The organism is Ancylobacter radicis, assembly GCF_018449475.1.
In the GTDB taxonomy this organism is placed as follows: Bacteria; Pseudomonadota; Alphaproteobacteria; order Rhizobiales; family Xanthobacteraceae; genus Ancylobacter; species Ancylobacter radicis.
The window spans coordinates 363,558-375,747 of record NZ_JAHCQH010000017.1 but is presented as its reverse complement, the minus strand read 5'-3'; the positions used below and the strand labels follow the sequence as shown (position 1 = coordinate 375,747).

13 protein-coding genes and 1 tRNA gene are annotated in these 12,190 nt (G+C 65.3%); 7 read left to right on the top strand and 7 right to left on the bottom strand.

Annotated features, from left to right (window positions below):
* Positions 1-213: 213 nt before the first annotated feature.
* A complete protein-coding gene (locus KIP89_RS13550; RefSeq protein WP_213755947.1) occupies positions 214-594 on the top strand; it encodes a gamma-butyrobetaine hydroxylase family protein in 381 nt (126 codons plus the stop codon).
* A 275-nt stretch (positions 595-869) separates the two neighbouring features.
* Here KIP89_RS13550 and KIP89_RS13545 read toward each other — a convergent pair whose 3' ends face one another.
* Entirely contained in the window at positions 870-1,463 is a 594-nt protein-coding gene (locus KIP89_RS13545; protein ID WP_213755946.1) for a L,D-transpeptidase, read from the bottom strand.
* 164 nt (positions 1,464-1,627) lie between these two features.
* On the bottom strand, positions 1,628-2,608 hold the full coding sequence (locus KIP89_RS13540; protein ID WP_250152458.1) for a polysaccharide pyruvyl transferase family protein: 981 nt from the start codon (positions 2,606-2,608) through the stop codon (positions 1,628-1,630).
* A gap of 503 nt (positions 2,609-3,111) precedes the next feature.
* Here KIP89_RS13540 and KIP89_RS13535 point away from each other — a divergent pair.
* Positions 3,112-3,756, top strand: a complete 645-nt coding sequence (locus tag KIP89_RS13535) for an outer membrane protein (protein ID WP_213755944.1) — start codon at positions 3,112-3,114, stop codon at positions 3,754-3,756.
* Positions 3,757-3,922: 166 nt separating this feature from the next.
* Positions 3,923-4,816, top strand: coding sequence for a sulfotransferase family 2 domain-containing protein (locus KIP89_RS13530; protein ID WP_213755943.1), 894 nt, complete (start codon positions 3,923-3,925; stop codon positions 4,814-4,816).
* 195 nt (positions 4,817-5,011) lie between these two features.
* Here the strand turns inward: KIP89_RS13530 and KIP89_RS13525 are convergent.
* Positions 5,012-5,086, bottom strand: a tRNA-Val gene (locus tag KIP89_RS13525).
* Between the two features lie 93 nt (positions 5,087-5,179).
* A complete protein-coding gene (locus KIP89_RS13520) occupies positions 5,180-5,863 on the bottom strand; it encodes an HAD-IA family hydrolase (RefSeq protein WP_213755942.1) in 684 nt (227 codons plus the stop codon).
* Between the two features lie 147 nt (positions 5,864-6,010).
* On the opposite strand from KIP89_RS13520, the gene KIP89_RS13515 reads away from it, so the two are divergent.
* The 4 genes from KIP89_RS13515 to KIP89_RS13500 all read left to right on the top strand — a co-directional run bounded on the left by KIP89_RS13515 (position 6,011) and on the right by KIP89_RS13500 (position 8,908).
* Positions 6,011-6,661 (top strand): TylF/MycF/NovP-related O-methyltransferase, encoded by a 651-nt coding sequence (locus KIP89_RS13515; protein ID WP_213755941.1) that lies wholly within the window; start codon positions 6,011-6,013, stop codon positions 6,659-6,661.
* Positions 6,662-6,914: 253 nt separating this feature from the next.
* Positions 6,915-7,442 (top strand): hypothetical protein, encoded by a 528-nt coding sequence (locus KIP89_RS13510; RefSeq protein ID WP_250152457.1) that lies wholly within the window; start codon positions 6,915-6,917, stop codon positions 7,440-7,442.
* 159 nt (positions 7,443-7,601) lie between these two features.
* Entirely contained in the window at positions 7,602-8,303 is a 702-nt protein-coding gene (gene rpiA, locus KIP89_RS13505; RefSeq protein ID WP_213755940.1) for a ribose-5-phosphate isomerase RpiA, read from the top strand.
* Positions 8,304-8,326: 23 nt separating this feature from the next.
* Positions 8,327-8,908 carry a DUF2059 domain-containing protein gene (locus KIP89_RS13500; protein WP_213755939.1) on the top strand — a complete coding sequence of 194 codons (582 nt, stop codon included), beginning with the start codon at positions 8,327-8,329 and terminating at the stop codon, positions 8,906-8,908.
* 85 nt (positions 8,909-8,993) lie between these two features.
* Here KIP89_RS13500 and KIP89_RS13495 read toward each other — a convergent pair whose 3' ends face one another.
* From KIP89_RS13495 to KIP89_RS13485, 3 genes are all read right to left on the bottom strand, one after another.
* Complete coding sequence (locus KIP89_RS13495; protein ID WP_213755938.1) at positions 8,994-10,505, bottom strand: tripartite tricarboxylate transporter permease; 1,512 nt, start codon at positions 10,503-10,505, stop codon at positions 8,994-8,996.
* Between the two features lie 12 nt (positions 10,506-10,517).
* The gene (locus KIP89_RS13490; RefSeq protein WP_213755937.1) at positions 10,518-11,000 is read right to left on the bottom strand and encodes a tripartite tricarboxylate transporter TctB family protein; all 483 of its coding nucleotides are present in this window, start codon (positions 10,998-11,000) and stop codon (positions 10,518-10,520) included.
* Positions 11,001-11,084: 84 nt separating this feature from the next.
* On the bottom strand, positions 11,085-12,047 hold the full coding sequence (locus KIP89_RS13485) for a Bug family tripartite tricarboxylate transporter substrate binding protein (RefSeq protein WP_213755936.1): 963 nt from the start codon (positions 12,045-12,047) through the stop codon (positions 11,085-11,087).
* Positions 12,048-12,190: the final 143 nt, after the last annotated feature.

Genomic DNA, 12,190 nt, shown 5'->3' with positions numbered 1-12,190 from the left:
CTGACGGGCTTAAGTGGCGTCAATTTCAATCATTTCTAATCGGTCCTGAGGGCAGTGCCAAGGCGCTGACCCCTATCGGGCGATTGCCAGCGCCACTTGACGCTCACATGCGAGTGAGGTCTTCCCGGCGCGCACGCAGACGACGCCTTGGCGAGCAGGCTCGCCGCCTCTATGTGGGGGACGCACGCGCAGGGACAAGCAAGAGGAAACGCCATGACCGACGCCTGGCCGACGGAGATCAAGGTCCACAAGGACAAGAGCGCGCTGACCATCGCCTTCGAGGATGGCGCGAATTTCACGCTGAGCGCGGAATATCTGCGGGTCGAGAGCCCCTCGGCCGAGGTGCAGGGCCATTCGCCGGCCGACCGCCAGCTCGTCTCGGGCAAGCGCGAGGTGCGCCTGCAGGAGGTGATCCCGGTCGGCAATTACGCGGTGCGGCTGATCTTCGACGACGGTCACTCGACCGGCATCTACACCTGGGACACGTTCCATCAGCTTGGCCGCGAGCATGAGACGCGCTGGCCCCGCTATCTGCAGGAACTCGCCGCCAAGAACCTCTCGCGCGACCTGCCCGGCACGGTGCGCCGGCACTGAGGGGCGCACGCAGGCGGCGGGGCGCTTCGGGGCGGGGCGGCCTGCGTCCTTCGAGGCTGGCCTTTGGCCGGCACCTCAGGATGACGAGCTCGCGACAGGCCCATTGACCGTATCGCTCTCCTCATCCGTCATGCTGAGGCGCCCGGCAACGCTGGGCCTCGAAGCACGCAGATGGCTGCCGCTCTGGGACGACACGGATCGTCATCCCCGGGCTTGCCCCGGGGATGACGGAAACGGAGGGGCCGCCACGCGACGCGCGCGCCGCCCCCCAGTCTTCAGTTCAGCACGATGACCTTGGTGCCGACGCCGACGCGCTCATACAGGTCGGTGACGTCGTCATTGGTCATGCGGAAGCAGCCCGAGGACACCGCCTGGCCGATCGTCTCCGGCTCGTTCGAACCGTGGATGCGGTAGAGCGTGGAGCCCAGATACATAGCGCGCGCGCCGAGCGGGTTGTCGACGCCGCCCGGCATGTAGCGCGGCAGGTCCGGCCGGCGCTTCAGCATCTGCGGCGGCGGGGTCCAGCCCGGCCACTCGGCCTTGCGGGTGATGGTCTTCACGCCCGACCAGCGGAAGCCGTCGCGGCCGACGCCGATGCCGTATTTCAGCGCCATGCCATTGGGCTGCACCAGATAGAGCCGGCGCTCGGCGGTGTTGATGACGACGGTGCCGGGCGAATAGGGCCCCTCATAGCGTACCGTGGTGCGGCGGATCGGCGAGCCGCCATACCCACTCTTCGGGCCGATGCCGAAATCGAACGGCTTCGGGAACACATTGCTGAAGGCCATGGTCTGCGCGGAGGCCGGCGCGGCACCCACCCAACCCAGCGCGGCGATCAATGCCGCGGCTGCCCAGTTCGTCACTCGCATCCTACCCTCGTTCACTGCTACGCCCCCGCCCGCACGGGACGCGGCGGCTACGCCTGATTTTTGCCGCATCGGCGCCCCGTCGTCGATGCTTTGAATTTTGAAGTATTGCTGAAGACTGCCGTGAGGTCCCCGGCGGTCTCCCGGATCGTCCGCTTTGTCGTTTGCTATGGCGCGGCGGCCACACCCGGCAGGCCGGCTTTGGCCATGGCCAGCCCGCTCGCCTTGTCGTCCCGGCGCAGCTGGGTGACGTCATGCTGCAGAACAAGGCCGCGGATCACCGGATGATCCCAGATCGAGCCGCCCTCCGGTGCGCTGAGCGGCGCCGGCTCGACCGGCAGCGCGTCGAGCAGCGCGTCGCCGTCCTTCAGGTCGATCGGCCGCCAGCTCGCGTCGATGGCGGCCATTAGGCCCTCCCAGTCGGTCGTCTTGCCCCGCGGCTGGCCGAAGGCGCGCAGCGTCTCGCGCCCCATGCCGCGATAGAGGTCGACGATGCGCAGGTCGACATGCCCCTCCGGGTCGAGCCGGAGGTCGATCGGGCCGGGCTGATCGCCCTGCGGTGAGAAGTACAGGCAGGGAATGCCATAGCTTTCGGCGATGACCATGCCGTGCAGGCTGGTGGAGACGATGCGCTCGCAGGCGCGGATCTCGTCGATCTTGTCGCGCACGCCATCCGCCGAGACCGGCGTCACCGTGGTGATGAGATGCACGCTGTCGGCGAAGTCCGATGGCACGACATAACGCTGGTCGCTCGCATGAGGGTGCGCCTCGTAATCGCGATCCGCCAGTTCGGAGAGGTGGAGGATGCAGCCGAGCTTCCATTTCTTGGCGATCGGCGCCGCATGAAAGCGCGGCAGTAGCCAGACCGGATCGCCATAGACACCCGTCCCGCCCGCGCCGCCGTTCAGCAGCCGCTCGGACACCGGGCCGCGCGTGGCGTTCACATGGAAGCGGGAATCGGGCGTGGGCACGAAGGGCTTGCGGTCCTCGCCCTTGCCGGGATTGAGCCAGTTGGAGCAGCCGGTCCCCCAGAACCACACATCTCCGCCGGCAAAGCCATGGCCGATGGTGCCGACCGCTGCCATGCGGGGCGAGGTGGACTTGGTCGGCACGCGATGCACCGGCAGCCCGCTTGCCAGCGTGACCATGATGGGACTGAGAGCATCACCAAAATTGAGATAATTCATTTGCATAGTCGAACCAGCCCATCCCAGCGGGATGCTGCCTATTTCCCGGGCGATGTCGTCGATAAATCCGCGCATGGAACCTCCGCAGGGTGTCGGTCGTTGATCCGCGACTGTGCGTCTACTTTGGGGGTTGGGGCAATCCGTAGCTTAATACCATGAGGCGAAATCGCTGTTCCACGGGGATGCAACCTATGGGCGGGGTGATGCCTGACAGTTGACGGGTTTCTTACCCAGGGGTGGCCGGGCAGGTTAACGAAACCTTACGCCTTCGTTCTCGCGGCTCGTGTGAAAGTAAGTACATTCATAGTATTAAAGTACCTATTTGCGGTATTTTGATGCTAATAAATTCGAAAACTGTGTAATGCCGTTGTAATCTAATGAGCATGCTGTGCTTTTCATGCACTAGTTGTGTCGGTTGCGCGATGTTACGCTTTCTCCAGTACATTCATTCTGAGGGGTCTCCCATGCGTAACATCACACTCTCTGCGGTTGCAGTGGTTCTCATGGGCGGGTCGGCGCTGGCTGCCGATCTTCCGGTCAAGGCGCCGGTCGCCTATGTCGCCGAAGTGCCGGTCTTCACCTGGCAGGGCTTCTATCTCGGTGCCAATGCTGGCTATGGCTGGGGCAGTTCCGACTTCGACAATGGCTTCGATCTCGGCGGCCAGGATGGCGGCATCGTCGGCGGCCAGATCGGCTATAATTGGCAGTGGGACCGGGTGGTGTTCGGCGTCGAGGCCGACCTGCAATATTCCGATCTGAGCACCGGCTATGATTTCGTCGGCGGCGGGTCGATCAACACCAGCATGGATTACTTCGGCACGGTGCGTGCGCGCCTCGGCTACGCCTTCGACATGTTCCTGCCCTACATCACCGGCGGTCTCGCCTATGGCAAGAACGAGGTGGATTTCAACTACCTGACGGGCGCGGCTTCCGAGAGCAACACCCATGTCGGCTACACGGTCGGTGCCGGCGCGGAATACGCCTTCACGCCGAACTGGAGCGCCAAGGTCGAGTATCTGTGGTCCGATCTCGGCAGCGAGGAATATCTCGGCCGCAATGTCGACGTCTCGTTCAGCACGGTGCGCGCCGGCATCAATTACCGGTTCTGATCGGACACGGGATCGGCCGCTCGGCCGCTCTCACAGCCTGACGACCAACTCGCCCGGATGGCCCGCTTCACGGCGGCTCGTCCGGGCGATTTGTTTTTGCTGGCTGGACAGCGGTGCGAAGGTATAGTTTCAGGAGACGCAACCGTCAGAGGCTCCGACAATCTGCATGAGCGCATATTATGCTTCGGCCTTGCCGCTCGTGTTCAACCATATTCCCAAATCGGCGGGAACTTCGCTGGCCGACGCTCTCAGGGTCGCCTTGGCGGAACAGGGCGATCTGGGCGAGGGCAGCGATCTCTGTTGGTATGATCGGTGGTGCTTCGGCTCCTTTCGTGACTTCGAGAGCTTTTCGCCGGCCGCGCGCGCTCAGAGCATCGACACCCCCGACGAACTCCCGGCAGGTCTGCGTTTCGTTGCCGGCCATATGGCGGTTTCCACCACCCGTCTGCGATACCCGCTCGGGCAGAACATTACCTTTTTTCGCGAGCCAAAGGCGCGCCTGATGTCGCACTGGCTGTTCTGGCGGGCCTATGAGGACGCCGATGTAGCAGGCTGGGGCGGCTGGGCCGATTATGTACGGCAAGCGCGCGGATCACTCGGCGATTTTCTGACCACGCCATGCCTTGTGCCGGTCCTGGATAATTTCTCGCTGCGTGCCCTCCTGTGGCCGCATCCGGTTATCCCCGAGAATGGTCCGATCGACCCGGCCAATGATGAGGCGCTCCTTGACGCCGCCTTCAGCGTGCTTGAGAGCCTGGCCCATGTCGACCTGATCGAGAATCCGCATCTCGTCTCTCGGTTGGAGACGTGGTTGCGCCGCCCCGTAGTGGTCGAACGTCGGAACGAAACGCTGCCGGTGCCGGACGAGCGCCGCGGCCGGCTTGATGAGCACCTCTCGGATCAGGCTATGGACGCGCTCAACTTGTGGAGCCGTCTGGATCTTCGCCTCTGGTCCCATGTCGCCGGGAAGGTAATGCCGGACGTGGAGAGTCAATCTCTGGCGGACAGCACCTTCGCCGCGACGCTGGAACGTCACGCGCGACTTCTAGCCGGCTCTTGATCGCCTCAGGGAGCTATGGACGATGCTTTCGGTCTCACGGCCGTCGATTGGCTTTCGGCGCACCGCGGAGAGGACGCCGCGGGCGTCCTTCGAATGACGCCCGCGCATGCGCAAGGCCAGGGTCACAGCTATCTGTGTTGCAGACTGCCTTGCCGCAGCGGGCCACCAAGCTGCTCATAAAACTGAAGAAGAAAATGGTGGGCGATGCAGGGATTGAACCTGCGACCCCTCCCGTGTGAAGGGAGTGCTCTCCCGCTGAGCTAATCGCCCGTCTGGCCCGCCGCATTAGCGCCGGGCCGTCCGTCTCGTGCGGCGGGGGGATTTAGTGTGCCGGGGTCGTGGGTGTCAAGCGTCGTTGCGCGCTCACCCACTGCCAAGAAGGCGGGACACGGTAGCGGGCAGCAGATCGTAATGCTCGATCAGCACGTCGCCCCCCAGCTCCGCCGCCGGCGTCTCGGTATAGCCGAAGGGCACGACGATGCAGGGCACGCGCGCGTTCTTCGCGGTGAGCACATCGGTCAGGCTGTCGCCGACCATGATGGCGCGGCTGGCCGTACCGCCGGCCCGTTCGATGGTGCCGAGCAGATGGCCGGCATCGGGCTTGTAGACCGGGAAAGTATCGGCGCCGGCGATCACCGCGAAACGGTCGGTGAGGTTCAGCCGATCGAGCAGCAGGCGGGAGAGATATTCCAGCTTGTTGGTGCAGACGGCGAGCGTGTGGCCTTGCGCGGCGAGCGTGTCCAGCGCCTCAAGGAGGCCCGGGAAGGGGCGCGACGAATCGGCGATATGCGCGGCGTAGTGGTCGAGGAACAGGTCGTAGAGCCGGTCGAATCGTTCTTCATCGACGCTCATGCCGGCGGCGGTGAGGCCGCGATTGACCAGCGCGCGCGCGCCCGCGCCGATCATCTTGCGGGTTTCCTCACGCGGCAGCGGCGGCGCGCCGGCCTGCTTGAGCACGACATCGAGCGTGTCGAGAAGGTCCGGGGCGGTGTCGACAAGGGTGCCGTCGAGATCGAAAGCGATGACGGCGGGGCCGGTTTGGGGCATTTGCAGTTCTCCGGGTGCCGCGGCTTTGTGACGTTGGGTAGTTTTACCACTTGTGTTTGTGGCTGAATTATCTTGCTATGAAATGCCGAGAACGCGCTGTGTCGAGTGGCCATAAGGTCGCAATTTTAAGCTTTATAGGGGCCGCGCATGAAAATTCTAAAAATTGCCGCTCGTCATGCCCTAGTGCCGTTGCTGTATCGTTATCCTCCTGTTGGACTCCAGCCCGAAAGACTTCAATATTATCTTCGAAATATTATTGAGAAAAAAGATATTCCAGGAGTTGTTTTGGAGATTGGCTGCAATCTCGCGGGGACAAGCATTGTTGCGCACAACATGATGCGCCGATTGGGTATCAATAAGGATTATATATGTATCGATACATTCGGGGGATTCATCCCGGAGCAATTTGAGGCTGATCGCGCCCTTGGAACTCCCAATGTGTTGAGCAACATGTTTTCTGCCAATGGAATTGGATTGGTCAGAAAGATTATAAATCAGCATAATTGCAACGATATTAAGCTGGTTCAGAAGGATTGTACAAAAATGAACAGCGCCGATCTCGGAGGGAAGCCGATCTCGGTATGCTTGTTGGATGTCGACCTCAGCGAGCCGGTACGGCTGGGCCTTGAGCGCATTTGGCCGCTTGTCTCTCCTGGGGGCGTCGTACTGGTCGATGACTGTCCGCCGAGTTCGGACTGGAAGGCCAAGGTCGGCGTCGAGGCTTTCTCGAAGGCCTCCGGTGTCTCCGTGTCCTACCTGTTCGGGTTGGCCATTTTGGAGAAACCTCTCAACGCTTGAGTGTTTTCCTCGCATGACAGCACGCTGAGCAGGCAGGTGGGCATTCGCTGTCCTGTCTGCCCGCGCCCAGTAGAGCGGAGGGCATGGTCGCTCCGTTGGGCATAAATGGCCGAGGATGCCCGCCGCCGCGAGACGAGCCTGCACGCAATGCCTACAATCCTGCCGCTTTTGCTGTCCAGCGTGCCGCGTCCATCGGGCGCATGCCGGCCGGGGGACCACGCGACACGCTCAAGGCTTGCTGGAGTGCTTCTGGATGATGACGACCTTCCGACCGACGCTGCCGATCCTCTCCCTCGCGGCGATGCTAGGCGCCGGACTTGTCCTCGGCGCGGCCGGGATGGCGCAGGCGCAGACCCCGGCCGGACAAAGCGAGGGCGGGCCGGGCACGCCGTCGGCGGGGTCTTCCTCGACGCCGCCCGCGACCCCCGCCCCGCCCGCGCCGGCCCCGGCGAGCGGGCCTTTCGTGTTCGGCTCCCCGCCCTCGGCGCAGGCCAACCGCATCTATTCGGTCAATGTGCGGACCGGCGAGGTCAGCGCCTGCCAGTTCGAGCGGCCCGAGGGCAGCGTGATCGGCGTCACCAAGTGCTTCCCGCGCGATGCCAGCGCTGGGCCGGGTGCGGCGGGAACCTATGACATGGTGACCACGCGCTATTCCGGCGAGACCGGCATCTTCCGGGTCAACGTCCAGAGCGGCGAGATGAGCGTGTGCTATGTGCGCGACATGCCGAAGGAGGGCGGCGGGGTGGAGCCGGCGGTGGTCTGCACCGGCGCGGCGCGCTGATCGCCTCGCGGCGGCGGCCCTGTGCACCACAACCGTCCATCCGCGACCTTGCGAAGGCTTGCCGCAGCGCCATTTCGGCGCTACCCACGCGGTTAAAATCGACGGTTTTCAAAAAGCCGTCGGCCCGACCTTCCGCCACGATCTGGAATGACCATCGCCATGACCGACGCTGAAGCCCTTAAACGCCAGGCTGCCGCCCGTGCGCTGGAATATGTGCGCTCCGGCATGAAGCTCGGCCTCGGTACCGGCTCGACCGCCAAGCACTTCGTCGAACTACTGGCCGAGCGCGTGCAGCAGGGGCTTGAAGTGGTGGGCGTGCCGACCTCCGAGGTGACGCGCGCGCAGGCGGAGAGCCTCGGCGTGCCGGTCGCGACGCTGGAGGAGCATCCGGTGCTCGACCTGTGCATCGACGGGGCCGACGAGGTCGGGCCGGATCTGACCCTGGTCAAGGGCGGCGGCGGCGCGCTGCTGCGCGAGAAGATCGTCGCCTCCGCTGCGCAGCAGATGATCGTCATTGCCGATGGCTCGAAGATGGTGGCGCAACTCGGTGCCTTTCCGCTGCCGATCGAGGTGGTGGATTTCGGCGTCGCGGCGACCCGCCGGGCGATCGACCGGGCGGCCAAGGCCGCCGGCTGCCACGGGCTTCTGACCCTCCGTCGCCGGCCGGACGGTCATGTTTTCGTCACGGATCAGGGACACGTCATTCTCGACGCGGCCTATGGCGTCATTCCCGATCCGGCGGCTCTGGCGCTCAACCTGTCGCAGGTGCCGGGTGTCGTGGAACACGGGCTTTTCATCAATCTGGCGAGCCGCGTCATTCTCGCGGGCGCCAACGGCGTGACGGTCCTCGACCGCGCGTGAGGCAGTTCTTCAGGGAGACAATCATGCGGGTGGCTTTTGCGGGACGTGACGGGAAGCGCCTGATCGGCGCCGGGCTGGCGGCGCTGGTTCTGGCGTCGGCGCCGGCGCTCGCCCAGCAGCCCGCCCCCTTCACCATGGGGCAGGCGGGGACCACGGCCGGCACGACGCCGGCCAAGGCCGCCGAGCCCTCCGCCGCCCAGATCAAGCTCGCCAACGAGCTGCTGATCGCCAATGGCGAGGCGTCCAGCTTCGACGCGCTGATTCCCGGCATCATCGAGCAGGCGGCCGGCAGCTTCGTGCAGGCCAACCCGGATCTGATCCGCGACCTGCGCGATGTCGCCAAGCAGCTGGTGCCGGAATATGAGAAGCGCCGCTCGGAGATCGTGCAGATTCTCGCCCGCACCTATGCGCAGCAATTCTCCGAGGCCGAGCTGTCCGAGCTGCTGACCTTCTACCGCTCGGCGGTGGGCAAGAAGCTGGTGGAGCGCCGCCAGCAGCTTCTCGATGACGGGCTGCGCGGCATCCAGTCCTGGAGCGCGAAATTCTCCAAGGAGATGGAGACCCGCGTGCGCGACGAGATGAAGAAGCGCGGCTTCACCATCTGACCCGCCTTCCACGGCGACCCTCGGATACGAAAATGCCCGGCTCGCGCCGGGCATTTTGCTTTTCGGGTGGCAGGAACGAGGACGATCAGTCCTCGTCGCCGCCCACCGGGGCCTTGCGGCCGGTGAGGAGATAGAACAGCAGCGGGCCGAGCAGGGCGAGCGCGGCCAGCGCGTAGAGCGTGACGGCGATGGGCGACTGGAACAGCACCAGCGGATCGCCGACGCTGATGGCCAGCGCGCGGCGGAGCTGCTGCTCGGACAGCGGGCCGAGGATCAGGCCGACCACGACCGGGGCTATCGGGTAGTCGTAGCGGCGCAGCACATAGCCGAGCAGGCCGAAGATCAGCAGCATGCCAAGTTCGACCAGCGACGGGTTGGCGCCGAGCGTGCCGAGCGTGGCGAACACCAGGATGCCGCCATAGAGCCAGGGGCGCGGTATGGCGAGCAGGCGCACCCACAGCCCGACCAGCGGCAGGTTGAGCACCAGCAGCATCACATTGGCGATGAACAGCGAGGCGATCAGGCCCCAGACGAGATCGGGCGCGCTGGCGAACAGCAGCGGGCCGGGATTGAGGCCATATTGCTGGAAGCCGGCGAGCATGATCGCGGCGGTCGCCGAGGTCGGCAGGCCCAGCGTCAGCAGCGGCACCAGCACGCCGGCCGCCGCCGCGTTGTTGGCCGCCTCGGGGCCGGCGACGCCCTCAATGGCGCCGTTGCCGAACTCGTCGGGCTTGCGGCACAGGCGCTTTTCCAGCGCATAGGACAGGAAGGTCGGGATTTCCGCGCCGCCCGCCGGCATGGCGCCGATCGGGAAGCCGAGGAAGGTGCCGCGCAGCCACGGCTTCCACGACCGCTTCCAGTCCTCCTTGTTCATGAACACCGAGCCCTTGACCGGCTCGATCACCTCTTCGGCGCGGGCACCGGCGGCCACCACCGATAGCGTCTCGCCAATGGCGAACAGGGCGACGGCCAGCGTCGTCACCTCGACGCCGTCGAGCAGGTCGGGGATGCCGAAGGACAGGCGCGCCTGCCCGCTCTGCAGGTCGATGCCGATCAGGCCGAGCGAGAGGCCGATGAACAGGCTGGTGAGACCGCGCGTCACCGAGGAGCCGAAGGCCGCCGACACGGTGGTGAAGGCCAGCACCATCAGCGCGAAATAGTCTTCCGGGCCGAAGGAGATGGCGATGTCCACCACGGTCGGCGCGATCAGCGCGAGGCCCACCGTGGCAATGGTGCCGGCCACGAACGAGCCGATGGCGGCGGTGGCGAGCGCGGGGCCGCCGCGCCCGGCGCGGGCCATCTTGTTGCCTTCCAGCGCCGTGACGATGGAGGAGCTTTCGCCGGGCGTGTTCAGCAGGATGGAGGCGGTCGAGCCGCCATACATGCCGCCATAATAGATGCCGGCGAACATGATGAGCGAGCCGGCCGGATCGAGCTTGAAGGTGATCGGCAGCAGCAGCGCCACGGTGAGCGCCGGCCCGATGCCCGGCAGCACGCCGACGGCGGTGCCGAGCATGACGCCGACAAAGGCGAACAGCAGGTTCATCGGCTGAAGGGCGACGGAGAGGCCCTGCGCCAGAGCGGCAAACGTATCCATGCGAGCCGTTCCTCAGATCAGCCGTTCGAGCGGGCCGGCGGGCAGCGCGAGCTGCAGGCCCTTGGCGAAGATCACGTAGATGACGAAGCACAACACCGCGCCGGCGAGGAAATGGGCCCACAGCGGCCCCCTGCCGAAGCCCTTCGCGGTGGCGGCGAAAAGCCAGCCGGTGGCGATGGAAAAGCCGAGGAAGGGCAGCAGCACGATCTGCCCGATGAGGCCGGCGAGCACCCAGGCCATCGGCCCGATCTCGTCGCGCGGACGCTCCTGCGCACCCTCGCCGATCGCCTCGATGGCGGTGGCGATGGAAAGCAGCGCGAGGCCGGCGGCGATGATGGTGGGGAAGGCGGCGGGGCCGACCGCCGAGAAGGAATTCACGCTGGAGAGCCGCCAGGCATCCCAGCCGACGACGAAAGCGAGAATGGCGAGCCCGAAGGCTATGACGAAACGAGCCTTGTCGGGCCCCTTTGTGGATGAGATGGGCGTGTCGCTCATCGGGCTTCTCTCCGCATGTAGAACGACGCTCCCCCGAAAGCCCTGCGGCCCGGGGGAGCGTTAGGCATCAGAGATGGACAGGCCTCACTGGGCGAGGCCGATATCCTTCAGGATCGCCTGGGTGGACGTGATGTCCTTGGCGAGCTGCGCATCGAAGGCGTCGCCGGCCAGATAGGTGTTGGCCCAGCCCTTCTGCGCCAGCATGTCGGTCCAGGCCTTCGACTTCACCATCTTGTCGACGGCCTCGGCGAGGGTCTTCTTCTGCTCCGGGGTGATGCCCGGCGCGGCGGCGACCATGCGCCAGTTCTGGATCTCGACGTCGACGCCGGACTCCTTGAAGGTCGGGATGTCCTTGGCGTCGGGCAGACGCGTGGGGCTCGACACGCCGAGAATGCGCAGCTTGCCGGCTTTCGCCTGCGCGTCGTACTCGGAGAGGCTGGAAATGCCGACCGTGACCTTGCCGCCGAGGATGGAGGCGAGCGATTCGCCGCCGCCCGAGAAGGCGATGTAGTTGATCTTGGTCGGGTCGACGCCGATCGCCTTGGCGATCAGGCCCGCCGTGATGTGGTCCGTGCCGCCGGCCGAGCCGCCCGCCCAGGAGACCTTCTGCGGGTCGGCCTTCAGCGCGGCGACAAGGTCCGCCATCGACTTGAGCGGCGAGTTGGCGGGAACGGCGATAGCCTCGAATTCGCCGGTGAGGCGCGCGATCGGCGTCACCATGGACAGGTTCACCGGCGACTTGTTGGTGATGATGGCGCCCACCATCACATAGCCGCCGACGATCAGCGCGTTCGGATCACCCTTGGACCCGTTGACGAACTGGGCGAGGCCGATCGTGCCGCCGGCGCCGGGAACGTTCAGCACCTGGACGTTGCCGACGATCTTGTCGCTCTGCAGCACATGCTGCATCGAGCGGGCGGTCTGGTCCCAGCCGCCGCCGGGGGCCGCGGGCGCCATGATCTTGAGATCGGTGACCTGAGCGGACGCGGCACCCAGCGGCGCGGCGAGGGCGGCAGCCAGCAGGGCTCCGCGGAAAATATGCTTCATCGTTTCCTCCAAGGAATGGGGCGGCGCGTTCTGACGTGGCCGCCGCTTGGTACGCGCGTTCGGAAGCTAGATCGGTAGGGGCGCACTGTCGAGTTCCACGGAAGGCTAAGGTTTTCGCCGATCAGCCATGCAGTGCCTTGACG